Origin of the sequence: Klebsiella sp. WP3-W18-ESBL-02, from assembly GCF_014168815.1 — a bacterium.
Taxonomy (GTDB): domain Bacteria; phylum Pseudomonadota; class Gammaproteobacteria; order Enterobacterales; family Enterobacteriaceae; genus Kluyvera; species Kluyvera ascorbata_B.
On the sequence record NZ_AP021972.1, the window covers coordinates 74,662 to 100,501 of the forward strand.

The following is a 25,840-nucleotide window of genomic DNA, read 5'->3' on the forward strand; positions in this document are numbered from 1 at the left end:
AACTTACTCCAGACGGCTGCGTTTACCGGCGAACAGACGTTTCACCAGCACAAAGAACAGAGGAACAAAGAAAATTGCCAGCAGGGTTGCCGTAAGCGTCCCGCCGATAATCCCGGTACCGATGGCAATACGGCTGTTAGCACCCGCACCGGTCGCCACCGCTAGCGGCATGACCCCGGCGATAAACGCCAGCGAGGTCATGATGATCGGACGCAAACGGGTCTGCGCTGCACGCAGCGCAGCGCGGGAAAGCGAATAGCCCTCCGCCACCGCGGCTTCGGCGAACTCGACGATCAGAATGGCGTTTTTCGATGACAGCCCGATGGTGGTTAATAGCGCCACCTGGAAGTAGACATCATTGCTCAGGTCACGCATCCATGCGGCCAGCGCCGCGCCCAGCAGGCCGAGCGGGATAACCATGATGACCGAAATTGGCACCGACCAGCTTTCATACAGCGCCGCCAGGCACAGGAACACCACCAGAATGGAAATGGCATACAGGCTCATCGCCTGGCCGCTGGCCAGTTTTTCCTGCAACGACAGTCCGCTCCAGGCCCAGGTGGAGCCCGCCGGCAGGTTATTGGCCAGGTTTTCCATGGTGGTCATCGCGGTACCGGAACTGGCGCCGGTGGCGTTTTCGCCCTGGATTTCATAGGCCGCCGCGCCGTTGTAGCGCACCAGGCTTTCCGGGCCGTATTCCCAGCGGGTCGTGGCAAAAGCGGAGAACGGCGTCATGCTGTTATCGCTGCCGCGCACGAACCATTTTCCGAGATCGGACGGTGAGGCGCGAGAGTCGCTATCGCCCTGGATATAGACTTTTTTCACGCGTCCGCGGTCGATAAAGTCGTTCACGTAGGTACCACCCCAGGCGCTGGAGAGCGTTGAGGTGACGTCGCTCAGCGACAGCCCCAGCGACACGGCTTTGTTGTTATCGATATCCACCTGTAGCTGTGGTGTTTGCGGCATATCGTTGGCGCGCACGGCGTGCAGAGTGGCATCCTGATTGGCTTGGCCAATCAGCTGATCGCGCATTTTCAGCAGCTCGGCACGGTCGGTGCCGCCGCTGGCCATCAGTTCAAAGGTAAAGCCGTTGCTTTGGCCGAGGCCGTCCACCGACGGTGGCGTCATCGCAAACAGCGTGGCATCGCGAATCGCCCCCAGCTCTTTGGTGGCGCGTAGGGCAATGGCCTGCGCGGTATTTTCCGCGCCTTTACGCTCGGACCAGTTTTTCAGTGAGACGAAGGCCATGCCGGCGTTCTGCCCGCTGCCGCTAAAGCTAAAGCCGTTAACCGTGAAGATAACGTCGGTGTTGGCTTTCTCTTTGTTGAGGAACCAGTCGGTTACCTGCTTGCTGACCTCGGCGGTACGTGAGTTTGTGGCCCCGGCGGGCAGAGTGTACTGCACCATGATCTCGCCCTGGTCTTCCACCGGCAGGAAGCTCCCCGGCAGTTTCCACATCGCCAGCGCCATGCCGCCGCAGATGGCTAAATAGACCACCATAACCAGCCCGGAGCGGCTCAGAGTATTGAGCACTCGGTGCTTGTATTTACGTTCAGTAGAGGCATAAAAGCGGTTAAATGCGCCGAAAAATCCTTTTTTGTGCGGCGGCGTATGTTGCAGGATTGAGCCGCACAGTGCGGGCGTAAGGGTTAACGCCACCACCACGGAGAGCATCATTGCCGAGATAATGGTGACCGAGAACTGACGGTAAATCACCCCGGTGGAACCGCCAAAGAAGGCCATCGGCAGGAACACGGCGGACAGCACCAGCGCAATGGCGACCAGCGCTCCGGAGATTTCGCCCATCGATTTTTCGGTCGCTTCCCGGGCGGGTAGCCCTTCGTCGCGCATAATACGCTCGACGTTTTCTACCACCACGATGGCGTCATCGACCAGCAGCCCTATCGCCAGCACCATGGCGAACAGCGTCAGGGTATTGATTGAGTAACCGAATAGCGCCAGCACGCCAAACGTGCCGAGCAGCACCACCGGCACCGCCAGCGCGGGGATAAGCGTCGCGCGGATGTTTTGCAGGAACAGATACATCACGCAGACCACGAGGAAGATGGCTTCAAACAGCGTTTTCACCACATCTTCGACGGAGATCTTGATAAATTCAGTGCTGTCTTTCGGGTATGCAACATCGTAGCCCTGCGGCATGTTGCGTTTGTACTCGTTGATTTTATCCTTCACCAGCGTCGCGGTGCTCAGGGCGTTAGCCCCCGGCGCTAGCATTACCGCCATACCGGCGGCCGGGTGTCCGTTCAATTTGGCGACAGCGGTGTAGTCTTCACTGCCCATCTCGACGCGGGCGACGTCACCGACGCGCACCACCGCGCCGTTGGACTGGCTTTTAATGATGATGTCTTTGAACTGGTCGACGGTTTGCAGACGCGACTGCGCGCGCACGGTGGCGGTCAGCTGCTGGGTGTCCGGCGACGGCAGGGCGCCGATTTTACCGGCGGAAACCTGCACGTTCTGCGCTTCAATCGCGCTTTGTACGTCGGACGGCATCAGCGAATAGGAGGCCAGCTTCGCCGGATCCATCCAGATGCGCATGGCGTATTCCGCGCCGAACACTTGCAGGCTGCCGACGCCGTCGAGACGGGCCATCGGGTCCTGCATATTGCTCACCAGCCAGTCGGCGATGTCGGAGCTGCTGGCTTTATCGGTTTTGTCGTAAACCCCCATGATCAGCAAGAAGTTGCTCTGGGATTTCACCACCGTCACGCCGGACTGCTGCACTTCGCTCGGCAGGCGGGATTCGGCCTGCTGCACTTTGTTCTGCACCTGCACCTGCGCGGTATCCGGGTCGGTCCCTTGCTCAAAGGTGACGTTGATACTGACCGAACCGTCGGAGCTGCTGGTGGAGGTGAAGTAGAGCAGGTTATCCAGCCCGGTCAGCTGCTGTTCAATGACCTGGGTGACGCTGTTTTCCAGCGTTTGTGCCGACGCACCGGTGTAGGTGGCGGAAATTTTAATGGATGGCGGCGCGACGTTCGGGTATTGCGCGACCGGCAACGTTTTGATGGCCAGCATCCCGGCCAGCATAATCAGGATGGCGATAACCCAGGCGAAGACCGGGCGACGCACGAAGAAACGGGCAAACATCAGGCGTTTCCTCCGTTAGCTTTCACTTCAACCGGTTTCACCTGCTGGCCGACGGCGACTTTCGCCGTCCCTTCGACGATCAGCTTATCGCCCGCTTTCAGGCCATTGAGCACCAGCCATTTGTCGCCATAGGTGTCGCCGGTTTCCAGCGCACGCTGCTCGACCTTGTTGTCGGCGGTGACCACCAGCGCGGTGGCGTTGCCCTTTGCGTCGCGGGTGACACCCTGCTGTGGCGCCAGAATGGCATCGTTCATGATGCCTTCATCCACTTTGGCTCGTACGAACATACCCGGCAGCAGCTGATGATGCGTATTGGGGAACACGGCGCGCAGGGTCACCGACCCGGTGGATTCGTCGACGGCGACTTCGGTCAGCGCCAGGCGGCCTTTTTCGCCGTAGGTGCTGCCGTCTTCAAGCTGCAGGGTGACGCCGAGCGTATCGCTATTGGCCGCCAGCGACTGCTTACGCAGACGCAGCAGGTCGACGCTGGAGCGGGTAAGATCGACGTACATGGTATCCAGGCCACGAATGGTTGCCAGCGCCGTGGTTTGCTCGGCGGTGACCAGCGCGCCCGGCGTGACGGAGGAGATACCGATGCGCCCGGCAATAGGGGCGCTGACGGTGGTCCAGTTAAGGTTAATGCGCGCGCTCTCGAGCGCCGCTTTTTTGGACTCGACGCTGGCTTTGTCCTGCGCGCAGGTCGACTGCGCGTCGTCGGCGTCCTGGCGTGAAACGCCGTTATCCTTGACCAGTGCCGCATAACGCTGCGCCTTCTGGCAGTCGGCGACAACCAGCGCCTGCGCCTGCTTCAGCGCGGCGGCGGCTTCATTGTAAGCGGCGCGGAAGCTGGCTGGGTCAATCTGGTACAGCGCCTGGCCTGCTTTAACGTCATCGCCCTCATTAAAAAGCCGTTTCTGGATGATACCGGAAACCTGCGGGCGAACTTCCGCGCTGGCGGCGGCGGCCGTGCGTCCGGTCAGCGAGCTGACCACAGAAACGGGTTGGCTTTTTAATGTAACGATGCCGACTTCCTGTGCCGGACGTTCTGGAGAGGCGGTGGGGGCATTATCGCATCCGCTCAGGAGAAATAATGCAGCGATGGTGGTTGTGATGTATTTCATATTTTTCTCAGGGTGAACGACACCCTTCTCGCCCAATAGGGGGGAGAATGACAGGTGCGAAAAAGCCTGCGTCTCCGGAGGTCCGGAAACAACAAAAGGGGGATGAAATATCCCCTGGTTTCTAAATGAAATTAATTATTTTGCAGTGACGAGCATATTAATAATTTCCTGATAGATTTTTTCCATTTCGTCAGAGGCCACCTGTTGGGGGATCTGACGACGATAAATGGTGCCTTCCACCATCACCGCCATGACCTCGACGCAGCAGCGAATACGCGTTTCGCTCAGCGCGGGATAGGCTTTGCGCAGATGCTCGCAGGCGTTGTTAAACATGCGCTCATCGGCCTCTTGCAGCCAGGCGGCAACCTGCGGATTACGGGTGGCTTCAGCGGACATCTCCAGCATCAGCGCATCGTCATCTTCGCTCAGCGTCATGCGCCACGCCAGCATGTGCGGCATCAGATGGGTCTGGGTTTTGCCTTCCATCTCGGCGATGCGGTGGTCGATAATCCGGCGGATCATCTCTTCAATAATGGCATCTTTGTTACTGAAATAACGGTAGATTTGCCCGACGCTGAGCTTCGCTTCAGCGGCAATTTGCGACATGCTGGCAGCGTGAAAACCGCTGTTGCGAAAGCAGCGGCGGGCAGCGGCGATGATATCGTCCTGGCGGGCTTTTTGCCTGGCTTCCAGCTTGCTGGTCATGCGCGTCTCCGTGAGGGTTAAGAGTGAGAATGATCGTTCTCGTTTTTGCCCATTATACGTAGCTCGCGCATGATGAGAAGCATTTTCTTCATGCCATTTTTTCTTTTTTAATTGGTACAAAAAATAATGGAGAAAAAAAGAATTTTTTGTGAAATAAATAAGGGAAGACAATAAAAATAATGGAGAAGATATGCCTTTTGTTATTAAAGAAATTATTACGCAGGAAGATAAAGACGAGTTAATCACCGGGCTACGTGCCTATAACCGCCAGTTTATCGATGCCACCGGATGGGGCGATATTTGCGTATACCTGCGCGATGAACAGGAAGTGATGCGCGGCGGCCTGATAGGCCAGCGTAAAGGCGACTGGCTCAGCATCGACTATCTGTGGGTGTGTGACACCGTGCGCGGTGAAGGGGTCGGCAGCGAGATTATCAAGCGTGCAGGGGATCTTGCGCGCGAGAAAGGCTGCAAATATGCGCTGGTGGATACCATTAGCTTCCAGGCGCTGCCGTTTTATCAGAAGCAGGGTTATACGCTGAAAACGACGCTGGACGATTTCCCGCTGACGGGAATGCAGCGCCATTACCTGACGAAAACGCTGTGAGCGTTGCCGGATGGCGCTGCGCTTATCCGGCCTACGGGACGGTGCGGGGGGATGGTGTTTATCCGGTCTACAAAACGGAGTAGGCCGGATAAGGCGTAGCCGCCATCCGGCATCGGCTACTCGCGCCCGGTTTTCAGCGGCGCTTCTTTTAACAACCACGACAGCGCGAAAGCCAGCACCATAATGCAGGCCGCCATCATAAACGCCGCGTGAATCGCCGAACCGAATGCGGTGAGGTAATCCGTGCGAATGGCCTCAGGAAGCTGGTGAATGGCCACCGGGTTCATCCCCGGAGGAATAGCCGCCCCTTCCGGTAACAGGCTGGTCAGCCGTGATTGCAGCACCGAGGTAAACACCGCGCCAAACAGCGCCACGCCAATGGAACCGCCAATCGAGCGGAATAGCGTGACCCCGGAGGTGGCGACGCCGTAGAGGTTCGCGCTGACCGAGTTTTGTACCGCCAGCACTAGCACCTGCATCACCAGCCCAAGACCCATACCCAGCACGGCGGTAAACAGATACAGCTGCCAGGTCGGCGAGGTCAGGGTAATCCGCGTTAGCAACAGCATGCCAATAAAGCCCATCAGCGTGCCAACAATCGGATAGAGGCGATATTTTCCGGTACGGCTAATCGCTCTACCGCTGATAATCGAGGTCAGCAGTAACCCGCCCATCAGCGGAATTAATTGCAGCCCGGCCTCGGTTGGCGTGGCGTTCTTCACCACCTGCAGGTAAAGCGGCAGGAAGGTGATCGAGCCAAACAGCGACATACCGATGATAAAGCCAATCAAGCTGCACAGCAGGAAGCTACGATTGCGGAACAGCGACAGCGGGATTATCGGCTCCCACGCCAGCCGTTCCTCATAAATAAACCCGGCAATGCCGATAAGCCCAAAGGCGAGGATGCACCAGAGCTGCGGGTCGCTCCAGGCGCGAACCGTGCCGCCTTCGGTCGTAAACAGGATGATGCTCACCAGCGCCATCGTCAGGTACAGCGCGCCCAGCCAGTCGATTTCATGCTGGCTGCGTTTGTTGCTGGAGTGGAATACGGCACCGATGACAAACAGCGCGAACAGCCCCAGCGGCAGGTTGATGTAGAAAATCCAGCGCCACGAGGCGTGCTGGACAATAAAGCCGCCAATCAGCGGGCCGATAACCGTCGCCAGGCCAAACACGCCGCCGAATAGCCCCTGATAGCGCCCGCGTTCGGCGGGCGGAATGACGTCGGCCACGGCCGCCATGCTAATGACCATCAGCCCGCCGCCGCCCAGTCCTTGCAGCGCACGCATGAGTACCAACTGGGTCATATTTTGCGCCAGCCCGCACAGTGCGGAACCCACGAGAAACAGCACGATCGCGATTTGTAGCACCCGCTTGCGGCCAAACAGATCGCCAAACTTGCCGTACAGCGGTACCACAATCGTGGAAGTCAGGATGTAAGCCGTGACCACCCACGACAGCTTGTCGAGGCCGCCCAGCTCGCCGACAATGGTCGGCAGCGCGGTCGAGACAATGGTCTGGTCGAGCGCGGAGAGCAGCATCACCAACAGCAGCGCGCTGAACAGCAAACGGATTGAGGTGACGCCAGTCGGTTGCACGGGCTGTGCGTTCGTCGTTGTATCGGACGCCATCATGTTCTCACTTGAAATTAATTAAATGCATAATTAATATTTATTGAAGATCGTTAAGTGGTCAAGGGATCCCGTTTCTATGCCAGCACAAAAAGACAATCTCAAACCGCGTAAGCCTGGGCGTCCGCGCGGCAGTAAGCCGAATACCGCGAACCGCGAACAGCTTATCAATATTGCGCTGCGTCTGTTTTCTCAGCAGGGCATTGCGCGCACGTCGCTGAACGCGATTGCCCGGGAGGCGGGAGTCACGCCGGCGATGCTGCACTACTACTTCAATTCACGAGAGCAATTGCTCGATGTGATGATCGAAGAGCGGTTTTTGCCGCTACGCGCCAGAATCAGCGGTGTGTTTGGCGATTATCCCGATGAACCGGTGAAGGCGCTGACTGAAATGGTCAGAACGCTGGCGGCCATCGCGGCGCAGTATGAATGGTTTGCCCCGCTGTGGATGCAGGAAGTCATTGGCGAGATGCCGGTGCTGCGCCAGCATTTACACGAGCGTTTTGGTGACGACAAATATCACGCCACGTTGGCGATGGTGAAACGCTGGCAGGCCGAGGGGAAAATCAACCCGCACCTGAGCGCGGAGCTGCTGTTCACCACGCTATTAAGCCTGGTGCTGGTGCCGTTTTCCCGGATGCGTAACGACGAGCGATTGGCGATGCTGACACCAGAGCAAATTGTCAGCAACGCGCTTGCGGTGCTGTTGCAGGGGATTGGCCCGGCGTCGTGTGGTTCGTCGGCCCGATAAGCGGAGCGCCATCGGGCACGATACGGCACATTGCCGGATGGCGGCATAAACGTCTTATCCGGCCTACCTGAGGCTGAACTGGTTACTTTCCGCCAACGCTTTAAACCACAGTCCGTTGCGCTTAATCTGCCGCTCTCCGGTTTCAAGATCGAGACGGTAGAACCCGTAGCGGCGCTTGAACGAATTAAGCCACGACCAGTTGTCGATGAATGTCCACTGATGCACGCCGAAACAGTTTGCCCCGTCGGCGATCGCGCGGTGTAGCTGCACCAGATGCTCTTCCATCAGGCCAATACGGAAACCATCGTCAATCACGCCGTCCGCCTGCACCGGGCCTTCGGATTGCAGATCCATCGCGATACCGATTTCGGCGAGATACCACTTAATATTGCCGTAATTGTCGCGGATATTGGCGGCAATGTCGTAAATTGCCTGCGGGTGAATTTCGTTGTTATCGCGGTACGGATTGAAGCGGCCGTGCGGGTCTACGTAGTTTTCGAAGTAATACTCCGGCGAGAAATAGTCGAGGGTGTACGGCGTTTCGCGCGCCTGTACGCGACGCGGCACGTAGTAGTTCACGCCGAGGAAGTCGATGCGCGAGTCGGTAATCAGCGAAACCTCTTCTTTGCTGGTTTCCGGCAGGCAGTTATGTAGCGCCAGCAGTTCACACAGTTCCTTCGGGAACTGGTGTTTCACCAGTGGGTCGAGGAAGCTGCGGTTGAACAACAAATCGGCGTACCACGCCGCTTTTTTATCTTCCGCTGAGTCGCTGCGGGTATAGGATGGCGTCAGGTTCAGCACCACGCCGATTTCACCCGGCAACTGCTGTTCACGGTAGCATTGCACCGCTTTCGCGTGTGCCAGCATGATGTTGAACGCCACCTGCGCGGCCAGCTTGCCGTCCTTTTTGCATGGGTAGTGGAAGTCGTACAGATAGCCGCCTTCGACCGGCACAATCGGCTCGTTGAAGGTGATCCAGTATTTTATTTTATGGCCGAACAGGCGAAACGCCGTGGCGGCAAAGCGGGCGAACAGATCGGTAACGTGTTTTGACTCGAACCCACCGTAGCGATTTTGCAAACCCTCCGGCATATCAAAATGATAGAGGTTGACCATCGGTTCGATGCCGTTGGCGATCATTTCGTCGAAATAGGCGTTATAGAAGCGTACCGCTTCTGCATTCGGTTCACCGGTTTCCAGATCGTCAATCAGACGGGACCACTGAATGGAGGTGCGAAATGAATTGAAGCCAATATGCTTCATCAACGCGACGTCTTCTTTGTAACGATGCAGCGTATTGCAGACCGTCCCGGGACCAATTTCCCGGTAGAAACGCTCCGGCTGCGCGGCGTGCCAGCTGTCCCAGATAGAACGATGAGGCTTGCCTTCTGCGCCTTCAGTTTGCGGGCCAGAGGCGGCCGCGCCCCAGAAGAAGTGGTTTGGAAACGCATAAGTGGTCATTTAATCTCCTGAAAAATAAAAAACTGCGCCGCTGGCGGCGCAGCAAATCGCTACTCAGCCTTCACCTGAATGGCTTTAATAAAAACATAACCCCAATCACCAGGGAATTTCCCCAGGCTAATGGTGTTTTCACCCTGTTTAAGATGCACCGACAGAGTTAAGCGCTGGCCGTGTTCGTCGGTTTGCGGAAACTCAATCTGAATCGGTTTGTCACTGTTGATTTGCACCGAGTTTTTCTTAGTGCCCCATTTTGCATTGAAGTCGAGGTGCAGCTGGTAATGGCCGTCCCACGGCGCGACAACCTGCCAACTGACTTTATCGCCATCGTTAGCAAAGGGACCGAGGAAGCCATCTTCACCGGTTGTCAGTTCATTTTCCGCGCTCTTGATCACCGTTTTCTGGCTCTGCGAAAGACCCAGTGGCTGGCTGTCAAAATGGCAGAAATCCGCGGGCGCTGGTGCCGTGGCGGTCGTGACGTCAACGGTCATCGTTTTGCTGCTTTTCAGCAGACCATCGTCGGCGGTAAACGTCAGTTGGTAGGTGCCCGGCGTCGGGAACCAGGCGCGCGTAGCGGCCTTATCCGCATGGCAGAAATGCGCGCGTTTTTTACCGGTGCTGGTCCATTTCTCGCTGACCTTGCGTGACGGCAAATTGTCATCCTGCCACTGCGCATTGAGGCTCAGCCCGTTATTTTGCGTAGTGGTTGCCTTGTCGCTAAGCGTAATGACCGGTGCGTGGTTTTTCTGCGTATGGGTGACGCCAATAACATTGGATGGCGTGGACTGTCCCGATTCATTTTTTGCGATAACCCGGTAGTAATAGGTTTTACCAAGCGTGAGCGAGGCATAGTCATCGCTGAACAGATCCATGGTTGCCGGGTTCCATTCCTGCATGCCATCAGAAATATTGTGCCCAACGACGGTCCACGGACCGGTTTTCGACTCCGCGCGTTCTACGTCATAGCTGCGGCCGACGGCGGCACCCATCCAGTTAATGGCGAACGGCGAAGTCGTTGCGCGCAGCTTCGGCGCATCCGGCGCAGGCAATGGGGCCATTTTTTCCTCTCCCGCCATTTGCGCGGCAGCGGTGCGCACCAGGTTAACCACCGCCGTTTCCTGATTCCCATCCCCCTGCGGGAAGCCTGGCAGATGGTAGCTATAGTGGCCGGTGTACTCTTTATGCCAGTAGAAACCGCCGTCGTGACGATGGCCGCGGAAGCCCCATATGAATCCTCCCGCCGCTTTGGCGCCGTTGACCTCGGTATGCACAATTGACTGCATTATGTCGTTCAGTGCTTTGCTATCGAGCAGGCCAAACTCACCGACCAGATACACTTTCTTGCCGCCGATAGCGGTCAGGTCTTTCTTCACCTGATCCGGATGGTTATTACCGGCGTTGGTGTAGTAGTGGTTGCTGACGATATCGACATTGGGATCGTTTACGGAGAACGCGTTGATTTTCTTATAAGTACCGTCAACGACCAGCTGATGCGGCGCGAGTTTTTTAATCCATGCTGCCGTCTGCCTGAGGAATTCTTCATTGGTATCCTCCAGTTCGTTGCCGGTTTCCCAGGCCATAATGGCTTTTTCGTCATAGTATGGGCGCCCGGTAATGGTGTTGGTCCGGGTAATCACCTGACGAATCACATCGAGATACGCTTTGTAGGTCTGGCTGTCTGTGCGGTAAAAATCTTCCGGTTTTTCATGGTAGAAGGCCGCCAGTTGCTCCCGACCTCCCCACCACCACCAGTGATCGATAAACGGCAAAATCAGTCGCAGACCCTGTTTGTCAGCTTCAGCAATCATGTTGTCGTATACCACCATCGCCTTCTCATTCAGGCGTGGCATACCGTCCGATGTTGTCGGAGCCAGGATGTGCGTTTCGCGCTCGCAGGCTTCATCGCTCTCCTGCTGTACGGAAAGTACATAGACGCGCTGGGCTTTTGCTCCCGTTTGCACGATGGCTTTAATCCAGTTCTCCTGTTCCTCCGGCGTCGGCCATTTAAAGTACTGGCCCCAGCCGCGCGGATCGGCTTTACACACGCCGCGGGCGTCGTTTTCAATACGATGCAGCTCCGGTGCGTGAATGCCGGCGAAGCGGAATTCTTGCTTGCCGTCCATTAGCTGTGCGCCCTGGCGCGTGATAAAGTTTTCAAAGTGCGATTGCTGTGCCGCCATGGCACCCGCGCTGCTTAGCGAGGCAATAACGAACATCAGCAGTGACTTTCTGACGGGCATTTTCATCGTCTCTCTCCTTAGAACCAGACTTCCGCCTGCACGCCAAAGTTCACCGTGTCGGTGTCGCCACTGCGGCTGTATCCACCAGCATCGATAGTGTTGGTATTCCAGTTGTAGTTACCATCGAGCGCGTCGGAAACACCTTTATCCCATTTGGCGTAAGTGACAAAGAAGCGAAGCTGTGGGCGGCTCCAGAAGCCAGAGTCGAAGGTCAGCGTTGGCGCAACGGTGATTTTAGTCAGCCCGCCTTTGCCTTTACCGTTGACGCCCTTGTAGTTGTCATCATCGAGGTACTCATATCCCAGCTCGTACTGCATGGCGAAGTTTTTGGTGATTTGATGATACGGACGAATTCCGGCAACCCAGCTGGTGCGGCCCCAGCCGTTGTCGTCGCTGCTCCACCAGCGGTAGTTTTTATCCTTCTGCAAGTAGGCAAAGGTTGAGACTTCGACGTTCCCCATAGATGCCAGGCTGTCGAGCACGATACGCCATGACTGGGTGTCTTCAAGATTGGCCCAGCCCCAGCCGTTTTTGCCCAGCGAGTCGCCTGCCGCCAGACCGCGTCCATATTGCATCACCAGTTTGGAATAGCCGCCCGTCAGACCCCAGAAACCGTCAAAGTTATAGACGCCGGTTACGCCGTAGCCTTTCTCTGCGGAAGTCGGGTGGTTTTCGTTGCGGTTCATGCGGTGGCCGATCAGCTCAAGATCCAGACCTGTGCCGGCGATCTTTTTAAACCACAGGTTAAGCGAATAGTCGTCCGGGTAGCCCTGATCGCCTTTATCGACAGGGTAGGCTTTGGTTTCATCGGTCGGTGAGAAGGCGTAAACCCCGGCGTCGAAGCGCGCGAAGCCCAAATCCATGTTGTCGAAGCCACCGCCGGTCCCGTTGTACTGAATGTACTCCCAGTCAAACTGGTGGCTGGAGGTGTTGGAGCTGCTGTAACGTTTGCCGCCCCAGAAGGTCATTTCCGGTGCGAAGTCGAGGTTGCTTAGCTCGGCATACCCTTCCCGGAACTGCACGTCGTGGCCATCGTCATCCTGGCAGTTCCAGTCAGAGGTGCATTTGCTCTGGTGAGTGATATTGGCCTGAATTTTTGCCACCGCACCGGAGTCAGACTTCAGGGTAACGGTCGGTATCAACTCAATTTTGGTGTCTTCTTCGTTGCCCAGACGCCATTTCCCGTCCGGCATCAACCCGACGGAATCGACGCGGTTGCCATCCGAGTTTGCCAGGATGCCAGAGCGCATATAGCCGTGGAGCTGAAAGTCATATTTTTCTGCATGTGCCAGACCGCTTGTGGCGATGTTGATCAGTATAGCCAGAGGTATCAATCGGTTAAGTCGTTTCATTGTTCGCTTTTCCCTTTTATTTTTGTACGCAATAGCGCTTTTGTTAATGCGATGGGAAATTTACGGTTCAAAAATGGAAATGTACATCCGTAAACGGAAAGCGCTTTCCATAATTGCCGGATCAAATCACAGATCCGGAGATTGTTCACTTGAAAGCGTGATGTTGATCGACTTTTTCTCTGAGAGCTAAAAAAAAGCCAGCGCTTGCATGGCGCTGGCAAGAGAAAAACTGTGAAAGAGATCGATTAGCGGGATTCAGATTCCGCCAGTTGCCGTTCATAAACGTTGAAAAACGGACGGTATATCATCCACGCATTGAAGAAGGCGAACAGGCACATAAACATATTTTTCCAGCTGCCGTTTGCCGACCAGGCCGCACCCAGCGGTGAAGGCATTGACCAGGGTAGCATTGCCACGGCGCGATCGAGCACGCCAAGGTGTGTCAGATACCAGGCAAGGCAAGCGTTAATCAGTGGAACACCAATAAAGGGTATTAAAAATAGTGGGTTAAGTATGATCGGAAAGCCGAAAAGAATCGGCTCATTAATATTAAATAGCGAGGGGATCAGGCCAATTTTACCTACGCTTTTGAGCTGGCGAGAACGGCTGCGCAGCGCCATAAACACCAGCGGCAGCGTAGAGCCAATACCGCCAATGAGCAGATAAAAATCCCAGAACCCCTGCAGATAAATATGGGGTAGTGGTGTAATTCCATTCGCGAGTGCCTGCTGATTTTCAAACAGATAAGTCATCCAGAATGGATTCATGATGCCGGTGACGATAAGCGCACCGTGGATCCCGACAAACCACAGTACGTTGCAGATAAGCAGGGAGATCAACAGCGCGGTCAGCGTATCGGATGCGATGATCAGTGGACGCAGCGCTTCGCTGATGAGCTCCGGCAAAATCATGCCGGTATTCAGCTTCAGCCCGGCATTCATCACCGTGATGGAGAGCATGATCACAAGCAGCGGCGCCAGCAGCTGAAAGCCGTTGCGGGTCATGATCGGCACTTCATCCGGCAGGCGAATACACCAGCCTTTGCGGTAAAAAAATCGAATCACCTCGACGGAATAAAAACTTGAAACTAAAGCGCTAAATATTCCCATGCCGCCAAGAAACAGGTTGCTGCCGCCGTTATCTTTGAAGCCAATGAACAGCAGAAAAGCCAGGCATCCAGTCAAACCGGACAGCCGCTCCGGGAGCTGATACTGCTTGCCCAAGCTGGCGCTGGCACCGAAGGCGATGATCAGCGCAATCAGGCCGATTGTTAGCTCAAAAGTGGGCAGCAGCATCGGGCGGATGGCCTGATACCAAGCGCCGCTAAGGGCAAACGGCGGGAAGATCAGTGGCACCATCAGGCTGCCTACGATGACAAAGGGCATGGCCAACGCAAAGCTGTCGCGCATGGCGGTAATGTGCTGGCTGCGGGTTAAAAGATTGGCGAAAGGCGTCACGCGTTGCTCAATCAGCGTTACAGCAACATTCATAAACTGAATGTTCATGGCGAACCTTATATCGAACGGAGGTGACGGGATCATCGCCTACATCCCCGCAAAGTGAAAGCCTGCATCCGGTGATCGCGCTCACATTTAATGGATTCATAAATGGAAAGCGCTTTCCGTTTTGTTTCCTCCTGATTATAGTCCGCTCATCGTTATGACTCAGTCAGGAGTTTTCCATGAAGAAAATCATGCTTTGCTGTTCCGCTGGGATGTCTACCAGTCTGCTGGTTAAAAAAATGGTGGAAGAGGCGGGTAAACGCGGTCTGGACGTCGATATCAAGGCTTTTGGCGTGGCTGAATTTGAGCAGCAGGTCGGCCATTATCAGGTCGTGCTGTTGGGGCCGCAGGTGAAGTACATGCAGAAAGATTTACAGCAGAAAGCCAACGCCTACGGCATCAAAGTCGAGCCTATCAACATGATGGATTACGGCATGCAGAAAGGTGGTGCGGTTTTAGATTTTGCCCTGTCATTAATAAATAACAATAACTAAGGGATAAAAAATGAGCTCTCTGTACGCGAAATTAATCAGCGTGATTGAACAGAAAATCACGCCGATGGCCGGAGCCATTGGCCAGCAAAAGTACGTCACGTCTATCCGTGACGGCTTTATCCTCGCACTGCCGTTTATGATCGTCGGTTCATTTATGCTGGTGTTTATCTTTCCGCCGTTCTCGCCGGATACCAGCTGGGGCTTTGCCCGTGCCTGGCTGCAATTTTCACTCGATCACCGTGAAAGTCTGATGCTGCCGTTCAATTTCAGCATGGGCATTATGACGCTATTTATTTCTGTCGGGGTCGCCGCCAGCCTGGCGCGACATCATGAGCTGGACCCGCTGACCTCCGGAATGCTGTCGCTCATGGGCTTTTTGTTGGTGGCTGCGCCGCTGAAAGATGGGCAGATTTCTGTGGCCTATTTTTCCGGTCAGGGCATTTTTACCGCGCTGCTGGTGGCGATTTACACCACCGAGCTGTATGCCTTCCTCCGTCGCCACAACATCACCATTCGCCTGCCGCCCGAAGTCCCTACTGGCGTAGCGCGCTCGTTCGAGATTCTGATCCCCGTGCTGGCGGTGGCGCTGACGCTCCATCCGCTGAACCTGTTTATTGAAGCACAGCTGGGGATGATCATTCCCGAAGCGATCATGTCGCTGGTTAAACCGCTGGTGGCTGCATCTGATACCTTACCGGCGATTCTGCTGTCGGTGCTGGTGTGTCAGATTCTGTGGTTTGCCGGGATTCACGGGGCGCTTATCGTCACCGGCATCATGAACCCGTTCTGGATGGCAAACCTGTCGGTTAACCAGGCCGCGATGGCCGCGGGTACCGTCATTCCGCATATCTACGTGCAGGGCTTCTGGGACCACTATCTGCTGATTGGCGGCGTGGGTTCTACGCTGCCGCTGGCCATTTTGCTGATGCGCAGTAAAGCGGTGCATCTGCGCACCATTGGCCGTATGGGGGTGGTCCCGGGGCTGTTCAATATTAACGAACCGATTCTGTTCGGTGCGCCAATTATTATGAACCCGCTGTTCTTTATTCCGTTTGTACTGGTGCCGATGGTTAACGCCACGCTGGCCTACTTCGCTCTTGATTTCGGGTTGGTTTCCCGCGTGGTGTCGATGACACCGTGGACGACGCCAGCGCCGATTGGCGCCTCGTGGGCCGCTAACTGGTCGTTCAGCCCCATCATTATGTGCCTGATTTGTATGGCAACAGCGGCCGTCATGTACTTTCCGTTCCTGAAGGCTTATGAGAAACAGCTGCTTTCACAGGAACGTCACGAAAGCGAAACGGCAGGCCGCGTCGGGCAATCTGAAACCGCATAATCCGTTGAAAGAAAAAGTGAGAACGTCATGGAATTAGAAGAGCAGGTAATGGGTATTATCATCAACGCCGGGCAGTCGCGCAGCCTGTGCTACGAAGCGCTTAGCAGCGCCAAAGCCGGCGACTTTGCCGATGCGGATGAAAAGATGCTACAGGCGCAGCATTTTGCTCGCGAGGCGCATCTTGTGCAAACCCAGCTTATTGAAGCCGATGAAGGCGAGGGAAAAACCAAAATGACGTTGGTGATGGTACATGCGCAGGATCATCTGATGACTTCCATCCTGGCAAAAGAGCTGGTTGGCGAGCTGATCGAACTCTACCGCTCCCGCCGCTAAGTCCCTGCCTCCCCGGCCGTTTGTGCCGGGGAGTTGGCGAATACCTGTACGCATTTATGTTACTATAGGGAGAAAACCGTAATACAGACGACACCATGCCTACTATTGATGATGTTTCAAAGTTAGCCAACGTTTCTCGAGCCACCGTTTCGCGCGTGCTGACGGGAACCCGTGGCGTTCGTGAAGAGAGCCGCGAGGCCGTATTACGCGCGGTAGAAGAGCTGAACTACCGCCCCAGTTTTGCCGCACAAAACCTGGCGAGCAATACCTCCAGCTACGTCGGTATGGTGCTGCCTGCCAACGAGGCCGGGTTTAGCGCGACGCTGTTGCCGCAGCTGTCTCAGGCGGTAAAATCGCTGAATAAATCGTTGATGATCCAGTACGTGAACGATGCTGCAGAACAGCAGGCTGCGGTGGAAAGCCTGCAGCATCAGTGCGTTGCCGTGGTAACGCTCACCCGCAGCAGCGGTGACGTTGCCAGTAACGTGATTGCTTTCGACGAGTTTTCTACGAAGGGCAGCGCTGGCCAGGGCTATAACTATGCATTTGCTACGGAAAGCGCCTGCCGTTATGTTCTGGGTAAGGGGCACCGCAATATTGCGCTGTTGATGGACAATGAAAATGATGTCGCCAGCAGACAGATGCTTGATGGCTATCGCAGCGTGTTGCAAAACTACTCCCTGCCGTTTAATCGTCAACTGTTGGTGATGGCCGACAACAACATCGAGCAGGCGCTGCTGACGCTGATTAATAGCTTTACGAAATATACGGCGATTATCGCCAAACGTGACTGCTATGCCGCCGAAGCAATGCGCTTATTACGCGAGTTTAATATTGCCATCCCGCAGGAAGTGTCGTTGGTGAGTCTGGAAGATTCGCCGTTGGCACCGCTACTCTACCCGCCGCTGACATGTATTGCCTATCCCGTTGAGCAGCTGCTTGAGAACTGTGTGCAGCGGATTCGGGCGTTAATTGACGGCCATTCGCTGTTTGTTCCCGAGGGGCGTGCGTTTACCGGTCGTCTGGTCGCCCGTTCGTCGGTTGCGGATATTAGTTAATATGAGTAATACGCGGTGAGTATTATTATTCTCACCGCGTGGCAACAATGAGTTATAAAAATAAAGCCGAAATATTTAATGCGTAAAATCTTAGTTAAATATTAGATCTCGACCTCCTGCGCCATATCATATTCAATTAATGCCCATGCGACCGGCTTGCCCTGGTAATAAGGCATAACGTCCCCTCTACGCAGGCTAACAACGGCGGAAATGGTCGGATCGGAAAGCTTCCAGTTGCCGCCCTGCGGGCTGTACTGTCCGCTGTTGCGGATGATGCCCAGCGGCTTGCGGTCGGTGTTTTCCTGAGACGAGTAAGAAGAAAGTACCGAGAGCGTGTAATGACGATTGTCTATCTTCATAACGTGATAATCCAAAAATGAATACACGTTATACAAAAGCGACAATTTATTGATACAACTTAAAAACGTGGTGAATTATTCATATAGTGAATAAATAATGGCGTTTTATTGCAATAAATTTTTGTTTTAGCCAAAATAAGCGCCCGTACTGGTTAAAAAATATTCTAAATGATTAAGCACCTGATTAATTTACTCATTCTTATTACGGCCTGTTTCGCGTCCAGCGCACTGGCGGTGAACTGCCAGCGTGCCAAGACGCCGTTGGAAAATACCATCTGTAATAACGACAACCTGAACTGGCTGGATAACACCATGTCGACCGTCTATCGCGCAATGCTGGTGACGCGGGATGCGCGGCAGGTGCATCAGGAATATGAAACCTGGGAGAAATCGCTGGAGTGGTGTTCGTCCGATGAATGTATCGAGCGCGCCTATTACGCCGGGATCGGTAAAATAGCCGAAGCGCAGCCGGGATTTTCCTGGGAAGGCCGCTGGTGGAACACCAGCGCCGCGAACATGAGCGGCGGCGTGGTGCAGTTCAGCCACAGCGCCGACTGGTCGATTATCGCCGATATTCGTATCTGGGCCGGCTTGAATAAAGATGAGTTTACCGCCGAGGCCCGCAAGATTAACGGCATGGTGCTGATTGAAAGTATGGTCGACAGTAAACAGTGTAAGGTGCTGTTTATTCCGCGTAAAAGCGGGGCGATTCAGGCCTACAGCAACGCGGAGTGGGGCTGTCGTTTATCGCTGCCCAACGGCGCGTTTATCGATGGCCGCTATCTGAAGTCGGAAACCGATCCCCGGCCGAAGGCAACGCTGCTGTCGCTGGAAATATTTACCGATCCGCAGATGGATGCACGCTTCCGTACGTTGGTGGGTGATGACTATCAGCGTTTCGTCGATAGTGCTAATGTCTACATTTATCATGAAGATATAGATAATATTGGTGCCACGGTGCTCTCCATGTGGGTACGCGGCGCAGCGAATACCCGCACGGCGATTATCATGTTTACGAAGAGCAATATCTGGGCGGCGCGGGTTGAGCCGGACGGCAATGGTAAGCTGACGTTCTCGTACTTCAGCACCCAGGGAAACGCCGTGGCAAAAATGCCGCGCACCATCGCTGAGTGGAAGCTGCGCTATATGGAGCAGTAGCCACTGTTCCGGGGGCGATCGAGGCCCCCGGTTGGGGGCATTTACGCCAGCGTGCCCACCACGTTCAGGTCGGCATCGTCCGGCACTTCATTGTATGACAGCACGTGTAGCCCGCTGGCAAACAGGCGTCCGTAGCGTGAAATGACCGGCCGTAGCTGTGGCGTCACCAGCAGCAGCGGCGGCAGGCTTTTTGCTTTCATCTGCTCATAAATCATCGGCATCGTATTTTGCAGCTGGGTCAGAATATTCGGGTCGACCGGGAAGCTGTCCAGCGCCACTTTGCCCGCCTGCTGTGCTTGATTAAGCGCCCCCAGCAGCATATTTTCCAGCTGATTATCAATGGTATATGCCGCCAACTGTGGGCGATCGCCGTTGATGTTGTGCACAATGGCGCGGCGCAACGCGTAGCGCACGTCCGAGGTCAGCAGCACCGGATCTTTGGTGACCGCCGCGCTTTCCAGCAGGGTGGAGGCGATGGTGACAATATCCTTCAGCGAGACCTGCTCCAGCAGCAGCTGGCGATAGATACGCAGCAGTTGGCTGTAGTTGAGCGCAGCGTTTAAATCTTCCGCCAGCTTCGGTGCCTGCTGCGCCAGACGGGCGTGCAGATGGGTAATGTCATCATAGTTGAACAGTTCCGGCAGGTGCTCGCGCGCCACTTTGTTGACGTGCGTTGCCACGACGCTGGCGCAGTCCACAACCTGATAGCCCAGGTTTAGCGCCTTAGCCTTCTGGTCCTGATCGATCCAGACAATGGCCATGCCGTAGGCCGGGTCGGTATCCAGTACGCCGTCGATTTCACCGTAGAGCTCGGTACCGGGGATCGCCATCAGTTTGTCCGCGTTCACCTCACCCATCGCCGTGCGGATGCCGTTGATGTGAATAGCATACTGGGCGGGCTTGAGGCGGAAGTTTTCGCGAATGCGAATCTCCGGCAGCAGCACGCCGCACACCTCCGAAATGACCTGACGCACCCCGCGCACGCGTAGCGACAGCGGGCTGCCCTTGGACTCATCGACCATAGTCACCAGCTTGTAGCCGAGGTTCAGGCCAATTGGCTCAACCAGCGGAATGCTGTCCCAGGTAATCGCCGGGTTGGCGTCCGGCGCCAGCGCTTCGCCGATCGCCTCCATGTCCGTTTCCTGCGGTGCGGGCTGAACCGCTTTGCTTTGTCGCCATGCCGCGAACAGCAGCAGCGCGGTAAAGCTCAGGAAGGCGATATGCGGCATACCCGGCACGATCGCGAGGGTGAACATCACGAATGCCGCGGTGTACAGCACCTTCGGCTTGGAGAGCAGCTGGGTTTTGATTTCGTCGCTGACGTCGTTACCTTCGCTGACGCGGGTGACGATGATGGCGGCGGCGGTCGCCAGCAGCAGGGACGGGATCTGGGCGACCAGGCCGTCACCGATGGTTAACAGGACGTACTGGCGGAAGGCGTGGCTGGCATCGAGATCGTATTTAAAGATACCGATACAGATACCGCCAATGACGTTGATGATCAGTACCATAATGCCGGCGATGGCGTCGCCGCGCACGAACTTCGACGCACCGTCCATGGCTCCGTAGAAGTCGGCTTCTTTCGCCACTTCCTGACGGCGGGTACGCGCCTGCTGCTGGTTGATCAGCCCGGCGTTCAGGTCGGCGTCAATCGCCATCTGTTTACCCGGCAGTGCATCCAGCGTGAAGCGAGCCGACACTTCCGAGATACGTTCGGCACCTTTGGTCACCACCACGAAGTTGATGATCATCAGGATGATAAACACCACGAAACCCACAACGAAATCGCCGCCGATCACCACCTGGCCAAAGGCTTCGATAACCTTACCGGCCGCGCCTTCCCCCTGATGACCGTTCAACAGCACCACGCGCGTGGACGCCACGTTCAGCGTCAGACGCATCAGCGTGGTGATCAGCAGCAGCGTCGGGAAGATGGCAAAGTCCAGCGGACGCTGCATATTCACCGAAACCAGCAGCACGATGACCGCCAGTACAATGTTGAAGGTAAACAGGATATCCAGCATCAGCGGTGACAGCGGCAGGATCACCATCGCCAGCACGCAGAGAAGCAGGATAGGCACGGCAATCTGCGCCTTACGGAGCATGCCGAACATGTTGTGCATCTTACTGTTCGCCATTGGCTTTTAATACCTCTTGAGGAATGTCTATATGCCTGTTCAGGCTTGGTTTTTGCTCAGTGCGACCTTCGCGCCACGACTTCAGCTGCATGACGTAGGTCAGGACGTGAGCGATGGCGCGAAACAGCTGCGCCGGAATTTGTTGGTTGACGCGGGTGGTGTAGTACACCGCACGCGCCAGCGGCGGAAACTCCACCACTTCAACGTTGTGGCTGGCGCCCACTTCACGAATCCATAGCGCAACGTCATCAATGCCTTTGGCGACGATATACGGCGCTTCCGCTTTCTGTGGGTCATACTTCAGCGCCACCGCGTAATGGGTTGGGTTGGTGATGATCACATCGGCTTCGGGTACGGTGCGCGAGATTTGCCCCATCGCCATCTGGCGCTGGAGCTGGCGAATACGGCCCTTAATCTGCGGGTTACCGTCGTTATTTTTGTACTCTTCTTTGACTTCCTGCTTGGTCATGCGCATCTTCTTCGTGAACATGAACTTGCTCAACGGCACATCAAGCAGGGCAAAAATAACGATAACGGCGACAAAATGGCTGACAACGTGATGGAAAATACCGAATCCATGGCCGATGGCCTGATACAGATACAGCCGCTGGAGATGGAGGAGGCTGTCCATTTGATCGTGCACCATCGTGTAGATAACGGCGAGGATCGTCGCGCATTTCAGCATCATCTTCCCCACTTCCGTGTAATGGCTGGCGGAGAACATGCGCTTAAGGCCGCTGATGGGGCTGAGCTTCTTAAAGTCGGGTTTAAGTTTTGACGGCGTAAAAATCCAGCCTCCCGGCACCAGGCTGGCAATCATGCAGGCCATGGGAATGGGGATAAGCGTGGCAATAAAGCGCAGCAATACCCACAGGTTCAGCAGTAGAAACTGGTTCAAAACGTTTGGGTTATCGAGGTCTTGCGCCATCGTGCCGACGGCGGCAAACGACTCGCCAATCAGCTGCCGGTAATAGGGTAGAAAAGCGGTCAGGGTGAAGAATGACGCCACTAGCCCAACCGCCATGGTTAAATCTTTTGAACGGGGAATATCCCCTTTCTGCCGCGCCTTGCGCAGCTTCCCGGCGGTGGGTTTTTCGCTTTTATCGCCGCTGGAGGCCATTACTGCACCCTTATGGCGTCGAGTTTCGCCAGAATTTCGTTGGTCAGATTGAGATAGTGGTCAGGAATGTTGGTGACCAGCATCGAAATACACAGCAGGCCAAACAGCATGCTGATTGGGAAGCCGAGGGAAAACAGGTTGAGCGTCGGCGAGACGCGGTTCAGCAGGCCGAAACCGCCCTGTACAATCAGCATCACGAAGGTGGTGGGCAGCGCGATCAGCGTGGCGGAGGCCATGATCCAGCCGAGCCCCTGGCCTATCAGCATCAGCGTTGGCTGGTTAATGGCCTGGCCGATAGGCCAGTAGCTGAAGCCTTTAAACAGAATCGTTACCAGCAGCAGGTGCCCGTCCATGATAAAAAACAGCAGGGCGCAGAAGACGTAGATGATCTGCGAGATAACCGTCGTCGAGCTGCCGTTGACCGGGTCGTTCATCATCGCCATCCCGAGCCCCATGTTCATCGACAGAATATTCCCCGCCGTTTGCAGCGCCACAAATACCAGCTGGAGCGCCATGGCGAAGAAGAATCCCCACAGCAGCTGTTCGCCGATCAGCAGGATTGAGCGTACCGACAGCAGCTCATTGAGCACCACGTTATTGGGCAGCATCGGGGTAATGATGATCGCCAGGGCCATCGCGGTGCCAATTTTAATGCGGCGCGAAAAGACGCGGTTATCCAGCACCGGCACAAAATGCAGGAACGTGAGGATGCGGAAGAATGGCAGTACGAGCGCCATTATCGGCGTCCACAGCGTCTGAATATCGATTCCCATTGTGGCTTAACCGACCAGCGCCGCCGCCTGATGGAAAATCTGGACGGTAAAATCGACCAGCTGCGTCAACATCCATTTTCCGGCGAAAATCAGCACGCCGAGCGTGACCACCAGGCGCGGCAGGAAGCTCAGCGTCTGTTCGTTAATCTGGGTGGTGGCCTGGAAAATACTCACGCACAGACCCACCAACAGGCTCGGGATAATCGCCACGGCGGAGATCAGCAACACCAGGTGAATGCCGGAGGCCATGATGTCTCCCGCGGTGTCCATATTCATCATCGCTACAATCCTTGTACGCTGGAGGTCAGCGTGCCGACAATCAGCGTCCAGCCGTCGCACAGTACGAACAGCATCAGCTTAAACGGCAATGAGACAATCAGCGGTGACAGCATCATCATCCCCATCGCCATCAGAATACTGGCGACAATCAGGTCGATAACCAGGAACGGGATGTAAATCATAAAGCCAATCTGGAAGGCCGTTTTCAGCTCGCTCAGCAGGTAGGCCGGGGTGACGATGGTCAGATCCTGCTCGCGGGCATCGCCTTCAATGCCGGCAATGGTCATGATTTGCGCCATCGCCTTATTGTTGGTCTGCGCCAGCATGTAGCGTTTCAGCGGCGCTTCGGCGTTAACCAGCGCCTGCTTGAGGGTGATCTGGTCATTCTGGAATGGCTCGATGGCGTCGGCGTAAATGGTGGTCCATACCGGGCGCATCACCAGCAGCGTTAAGGCCAGCGCGATGCCGGTGAGGATCTTGTTCGGCGGACTCTGCTGTAAGCCCAGCGCCTGGCGCAGAATCGCCAGCACGATGATAAATCGGGTGAAGCAGGTCATCATCAGCACCATGATCGGCAGCAGGCCGAGCAGGGTCATCAGGATCAGGATTTCAATTTTGACGTTGTAATCCTGCCCGGCGCCGTTTGCCGTGGTGCTAAAAAGCGTGATGTCGCCGTTCGCCGCCAGCACGGGCTGTGCGAACAGCAGGCCAATCAGCAGCAGCGGATAAAACGCGCGGTTCATCGGGTCAGCTCGCCCAGCTCTTTGGCGTTGAATTCGATAATACGCAGGCCGTATTTGTCATTCAGCACCACCACTTCCGCTTTACCGAACGCAATACCGTTGACCTTGATATCCAGCGGTTCGCCGGCCATTTTATCCAGCTCAATGACCGAGTCACTGTTCACCGCCATCAGCTCGGCCAGCGAGATATTGACGGAGGAGACCTCCAGCGTCAGCGTTACCGGGATACGGCTGAACAGCGCCATGCGACGCACGTCAGTCAGCGGCGTATTGCGTGTTTCCGGCTGCAAATCGTGGCGGATGTTGCCTTCAACCATCTCGTCCTGGGTCATATCGCTGAGGTTCAGGTCGTCCAGATCCAAGGATTGGCTCAGTTCTTGTTGTAAATCACTCATAGGGCTTCTCGATTGTCTTGTCATGGATATCGCATAAGAAAAGCTTGCTGCGATCTTCGGCAATAGTGGCTTCAAAAATCTGCTCTTTACCGATAAATACCGGTAAAGGGTCATTAATGGCGATCGGGATAATGTCGCCGGGCTTGATGTCGGCAACCTGGGCGACGGTCAGGTTGAGGCTGGCAAGGCGGCCGTCGAGCTTCAGCGGCAGGCTGTCGAACAGGCGTTCGATCTGCGCCGGGCTCAGGCTGACGCTTTTTTCTACGCCGCGCGCGCTGTTATCCGGCGCGCGCAGCGCCGCCAGCATCTGGTCAATATGCGGGCTGTCGAGCAGGACGCTAAAGCTGCCGTGGCTGTAGCCTTCCAGAGTGAAGGTAATGCACCAGGCCCACTGATTAATCACCGTGGAATAATCAACTTTAATGTCCAGGTCTTCACCAAACGTCTCTTTGCAAATAATCAGCGAGGTCAGCTCCTGGCCCAGCTTGCTTTTCAGGCGTTCTTCCGTTTTGGTGATCGGTAACGATTCATCCGGCTCAATATGGCTGCTGTCTTTACTCAGACCATAATAATCATGGAGGATGTTCAGTAATAATATTCTGTCGATTACAAAGGCAATATTCCCATAAGGCGTAGAGAATATCTGTGCATTTTTATAATGCTGATCGATAGCAAAGGTCATGGATTCTAACGCGGCATTAACACGTAGCTTCTTCAGAAAATAAATACTCAGGCGCGCGTCCAGAATGTCAAAGCTGTCGTTCATTAATTTCGGCAGCTTATGCCATGGGCGACCAAGTTTGCTGACATCAAGTTTTACCAGGTCAGGGAGACTATCCTGCTGATGAATTCTGATTCGATGTGAAGCTGAGTACATATTTATTCCGGTTTGATAACGTTACCTGATGTGAAAAGAGTGCACCGCGATATTTATTGATCACGGTCACGAATTTTTTTCCTGGAAGCATTTGAGTTTTGAGAAAGTTGTGACGCTTTACATCAACATCGAAGCTTCATCGCGAGGCGAGAACCCGAATGCCTTTTATTCAGGGTGTGAATTAGACCTTTCCTTGACTATTATTGCAAGTATCCATCAGTTATTAATCCATTATTTTTCCGCCTTTGCGTTGATTAATAACTTCTTTAAGTGTATGAAATTAAAAGATTAATGTTTTA

Annotated in this window: 22 protein-coding genes and 1 pseudogene; 7 read left to right on the forward strand and 16 right to left on the reverse strand. The window is 55.2% G+C overall.

Annotated features, from left to right (window positions below; genetic code table 11):
• Positions 1-3: 3 nt before the first annotated feature.
• The 3 genes from H7R56_RS00345 to H7R56_RS00355 form a co-directional block, all read right to left on the reverse strand.
• A complete protein-coding gene (locus tag H7R56_RS00345) occupies positions 4-3,111 on the reverse strand; it encodes an efflux RND transporter permease subunit (RefSeq protein WP_182928446.1) in 3,108 nt (1,035 codons plus the stop codon).
• Positions 3,111-4,232: an efflux RND transporter periplasmic adaptor subunit gene (locus H7R56_RS00350; RefSeq protein ID WP_106924860.1), complete on the reverse strand. Its 1,122-nt coding sequence runs from the start codon at positions 4,230-4,232 to the stop codon at positions 3,111-3,113. The genes H7R56_RS00345 and H7R56_RS00350 overlap by 1 nt, the downstream gene beginning before the upstream one ends.
• Before the next feature lie 135 nt (positions 4,233-4,367).
• Positions 4,368-4,937: a TetR/AcrR family transcriptional regulator gene (locus tag H7R56_RS00355; protein ID WP_106924861.1), complete on the reverse strand. Its 570-nt coding sequence runs from the start codon at positions 4,935-4,937 to the stop codon at positions 4,368-4,370.
• Between the two features lie 190 nt (positions 4,938-5,127).
• Between H7R56_RS00355 and H7R56_RS00360 the strand changes: the two genes are divergently transcribed.
• Entirely contained in the window at positions 5,128-5,544 is a 417-nt protein-coding gene (locus H7R56_RS00360) for a GNAT family N-acetyltransferase (protein WP_106924862.1), read from the forward strand.
• 116 nt (positions 5,545-5,660) lie between these two features.
• Here H7R56_RS00360 and H7R56_RS00365 read toward each other — a convergent pair whose 3' ends face one another.
• Entirely contained in the window at positions 5,661-7,175 is a 1,515-nt protein-coding gene (locus H7R56_RS00365; RefSeq protein WP_106925175.1) for an MDR family MFS transporter, read from the reverse strand.
• 79 nt (positions 7,176-7,254) lie between these two features.
• Between H7R56_RS00365 and H7R56_RS00370 the strand changes: the two genes are divergently transcribed.
• Positions 7,255-7,926, forward strand: a complete 672-nt coding sequence (locus tag H7R56_RS00370; protein WP_182928447.1) for a TetR/AcrR family transcriptional regulator — start codon at positions 7,255-7,257, stop codon at positions 7,924-7,926.
• Positions 7,927-7,989: 63 nt separating this feature from the next.
• Here H7R56_RS00370 and H7R56_RS00375 read toward each other — a convergent pair whose 3' ends face one another.
• From H7R56_RS00375 to H7R56_RS00390, 4 genes are all read right to left on the reverse strand, one after another.
• A complete protein-coding gene (locus H7R56_RS00375; protein ID WP_106924864.1) occupies positions 7,990-9,387 on the reverse strand; it encodes a glycoside hydrolase family 1 protein in 1,398 nt (465 codons plus the stop codon).
• Between the two features lie 50 nt (positions 9,388-9,437).
• Positions 9,438-11,630, reverse strand: a complete 2,193-nt coding sequence (locus H7R56_RS00380; protein WP_106924865.1) for a CBM35 domain-containing protein — start codon at positions 11,628-11,630, stop codon at positions 9,438-9,440.
• An 11-nt stretch (positions 11,631-11,641) separates the two neighbouring features.
• Complete coding sequence (locus tag H7R56_RS00385) at positions 11,642-12,976, reverse strand: maltoporin (RefSeq protein ID WP_106924866.1); 1,335 nt, start codon at positions 12,974-12,976, stop codon at positions 11,642-11,644.
• 245 nt (positions 12,977-13,221) lie between these two features.
• Complete coding sequence (locus tag H7R56_RS00390; RefSeq protein ID WP_106924867.1) at positions 13,222-14,481, reverse strand: PTS sugar transporter subunit IIC; 1,260 nt, start codon at positions 14,479-14,481, stop codon at positions 13,222-13,224.
• Between the two features lie 176 nt (positions 14,482-14,657).
• Between H7R56_RS00390 and H7R56_RS00395 the strand changes: the two genes are divergently transcribed.
• The 4 genes and pseudogenes from H7R56_RS00395 to H7R56_RS00410 all read left to right on the forward strand — a co-directional run bounded on the left by H7R56_RS00395 (position 14,658) and on the right by H7R56_RS00410 (position 17,699).
• A complete protein-coding gene (locus tag H7R56_RS00395) occupies positions 14,658-14,972 on the forward strand; it encodes a PTS sugar transporter subunit IIB (protein ID WP_106924868.1) in 315 nt (104 codons plus the stop codon).
• A 10-nt stretch (positions 14,973-14,982) separates the two neighbouring features.
• Entirely contained in the window at positions 14,983-16,308 is a 1,326-nt protein-coding gene (locus H7R56_RS00400) for a PTS sugar transporter subunit IIC (RefSeq protein WP_106924869.1), read from the forward strand.
• A 24-nt stretch (positions 16,309-16,332) separates the two neighbouring features.
• Positions 16,333-16,641: pseudogene (locus tag H7R56_RS00405) on the forward strand (PTS lactose/cellobiose transporter subunit IIA); the annotation flags it as partial.
• Between the two features lie 95 nt (positions 16,642-16,736).
• Entirely contained in the window at positions 16,737-17,699 is a 963-nt protein-coding gene (locus H7R56_RS00410) for a LacI family DNA-binding transcriptional regulator (RefSeq protein ID WP_106924871.1), read from the forward strand.
• Positions 17,700-17,800: 101 nt separating this feature from the next.
• Here H7R56_RS00410 and H7R56_RS00415 read toward each other — a convergent pair whose 3' ends face one another.
• The gene (locus tag H7R56_RS00415; RefSeq protein ID WP_106924872.1) at positions 17,801-18,058 is read right to left on the reverse strand and encodes a hypothetical protein; all 258 of its coding nucleotides are present in this window, start codon (positions 18,056-18,058) and stop codon (positions 17,801-17,803) included.
• A gap of 168 nt (positions 18,059-18,226) precedes the next feature.
• On the opposite strand from H7R56_RS00415, the gene H7R56_RS00420 reads away from it, so the two are divergent.
• Positions 18,227-19,216 carry a lysozyme inhibitor LprI family protein gene (locus H7R56_RS00420; protein ID WP_106924873.1) on the forward strand — a complete coding sequence of 330 codons (990 nt, stop codon included), beginning with the start codon at positions 18,227-18,229 and terminating at the stop codon, positions 19,214-19,216.
• Positions 19,217-19,257: 41 nt separating this feature from the next.
• Here H7R56_RS00420 and H7R56_RS00425 read toward each other — a convergent pair whose 3' ends face one another.
• From H7R56_RS00425 to H7R56_RS00455, 7 genes are read right to left on the reverse strand one after another with little or no spacing between them, the layout of a single operon-like run.
• The gene (locus tag H7R56_RS00425; protein ID WP_106924874.1) at positions 19,258-21,354 is read right to left on the reverse strand and encodes a flagellar biosynthesis protein FlhA; all 2,097 of its coding nucleotides are present in this window, start codon (positions 21,352-21,354) and stop codon (positions 19,258-19,260) included.
• Positions 21,341-22,474 carry a flagellar biosynthesis protein FlhB gene (gene flhB, locus H7R56_RS00430; protein ID WP_106924875.1) on the reverse strand — a complete coding sequence of 378 codons (1,134 nt, stop codon included), beginning with the start codon at positions 22,472-22,474 and terminating at the stop codon, positions 21,341-21,343. The genes H7R56_RS00425 and flhB overlap by 14 nt, the downstream gene beginning before the upstream one ends.
• Positions 22,474-23,247 (reverse strand): flagellar biosynthetic protein FliR, encoded by a 774-nt coding sequence (locus H7R56_RS00435; protein WP_106924876.1) that lies wholly within the window; start codon positions 23,245-23,247, stop codon positions 22,474-22,476. Before H7R56_RS00435 ends, flhB begins: the two co-directional genes overlap by 1 nt.
• 6 nt (positions 23,248-23,253) lie before the next feature.
• The gene (gene fliQ, locus H7R56_RS00440) at positions 23,254-23,526 is read right to left on the reverse strand and encodes a flagellar biosynthesis protein FliQ (RefSeq protein ID WP_061280600.1); all 273 of its coding nucleotides are present in this window, start codon (positions 23,524-23,526) and stop codon (positions 23,254-23,256) included.
• 2 nt (positions 23,527-23,528) lie between these two features.
• Positions 23,529-24,269 (reverse strand): flagellar type III secretion system pore protein FliP, encoded by a 741-nt coding sequence (gene fliP, locus H7R56_RS00445; protein WP_106924877.1) that lies wholly within the window; start codon positions 24,267-24,269, stop codon positions 23,529-23,531.
• Positions 24,266-24,664, reverse strand: coding sequence for a flagellar motor switch protein FliN (gene fliN, locus H7R56_RS00450; protein ID WP_106924878.1), 399 nt, complete (start codon positions 24,662-24,664; stop codon positions 24,266-24,268). Before fliN ends, fliP begins: the two co-directional genes overlap by 4 nt.
• Positions 24,657-25,541: a FliM/FliN family flagellar motor switch protein gene (locus H7R56_RS00455; protein ID WP_106924879.1), complete on the reverse strand. Its 885-nt coding sequence runs from the start codon at positions 25,539-25,541 to the stop codon at positions 24,657-24,659. The genes fliN and H7R56_RS00455 overlap by 8 nt, the downstream gene beginning before the upstream one ends.
• Positions 25,542-25,840 lie beyond the last annotated feature (299 nt).

Coding starts and splice junctions, on each gene's coding strand:
- H7R56_RS00345 (WP_182928446.1), bottom strand. CDS start 3,111: ATGTTTGCCCGTTTCTTCGTGCGTCGCCCGGTCTTCGCCTGGGTTATC.
- H7R56_RS00350 (WP_106924860.1), bottom strand. CDS start 4,232: ATGAAATACATCACAACCACCATCGCTGCATTATTTCTCCTGAGCGGA.
- H7R56_RS00355 (WP_106924861.1), bottom strand. CDS start 4,937: ATGACCAGCAAGCTGGAAGCCAGGCAAAAAGCCCGCCAGGACGATATC.
- H7R56_RS00360 (WP_106924862.1), top strand. CDS start 5,128: ATGCCTTTTGTTATTAAAGAAATTATTACGCAGGAAGATAAAGACGAG.
- H7R56_RS00365 (WP_106925175.1), bottom strand. CDS start 7,175: ATGGCGTCCGATACAACGACGAACGCACAGCCCGTGCAACCGACTGGC.
- H7R56_RS00370 (WP_182928447.1), top strand. CDS start 7,255: ATGCCAGCACAAAAAGACAATCTCAAACCGCGTAAGCCTGGGCGTCCG.
- H7R56_RS00375 (WP_106924864.1), bottom strand. CDS start 9,387: ATGACCACTTATGCGTTTCCAAACCACTTCTTCTGGGGCGCGGCCGCC.
- H7R56_RS00380 (WP_106924865.1), bottom strand. CDS start 11,630: ATGAAAATGCCCGTCAGAAAGTCACTGCTGATGTTCGTTATTGCCTCG.
- H7R56_RS00385 (WP_106924866.1), bottom strand. CDS start 12,976: ATGAAACGACTTAACCGATTGATACCTCTGGCTATACTGATCAACATC.
- H7R56_RS00390 (WP_106924867.1), bottom strand. CDS start 14,481: ATGAACATTCAGTTTATGAATGTTGCTGTAACGCTGATTGAGCAACGC.
- H7R56_RS00395 (WP_106924868.1), top strand. CDS start 14,658: ATGAAGAAAATCATGCTTTGCTGTTCCGCTGGGATGTCTACCAGTCTG.
- H7R56_RS00400 (WP_106924869.1), top strand. CDS start 14,983: ATGAGCTCTCTGTACGCGAAATTAATCAGCGTGATTGAACAGAAAATC.
- H7R56_RS00410 (WP_106924871.1), top strand. CDS start 16,737: ATGCCTACTATTGATGATGTTTCAAAGTTAGCCAACGTTTCTCGAGCC.
- H7R56_RS00415 (WP_106924872.1), bottom strand. CDS start 18,058: ATGAAGATAGACAATCGTCATTACACGCTCTCGGTACTTTCTTCTTAC.
- H7R56_RS00420 (WP_106924873.1), top strand. CDS start 18,227: ATGATTAAGCACCTGATTAATTTACTCATTCTTATTACGGCCTGTTTC.
- H7R56_RS00425 (WP_106924874.1), bottom strand. CDS start 21,354: ATGGCGAACAGTAAGATGCACAACATGTTCGGCATGCTCCGTAAGGCG.
- flhB (WP_106924875.1), bottom strand. CDS start 22,474: ATGGCCTCCAGCGGCGATAAAAGCGAAAAACCCACCGCCGGGAAGCTG.
- H7R56_RS00435 (WP_106924876.1), bottom strand. CDS start 23,247: ATGGGAATCGATATTCAGACGCTGTGGACGCCGATAATGGCGCTCGTA.
- fliQ (WP_061280600.1), bottom strand. CDS start 23,526: ATGATGAATATGGACACCGCGGGAGACATCATGGCCTCCGGCATTCAC.
- fliP (WP_106924877.1), bottom strand. CDS start 24,269: ATGAACCGCGCGTTTTATCCGCTGCTGCTGATTGGCCTGCTGTTCGCA.
- fliN (WP_106924878.1), bottom strand. CDS start 24,664: ATGAGTGATTTACAACAAGAACTGAGCCAATCCTTGGATCTGGACGAC.
- H7R56_RS00455 (WP_106924879.1), bottom strand. CDS start 25,541: ATGTACTCAGCTTCACATCGAATCAGAATTCATCAGCAGGATAGTCTC.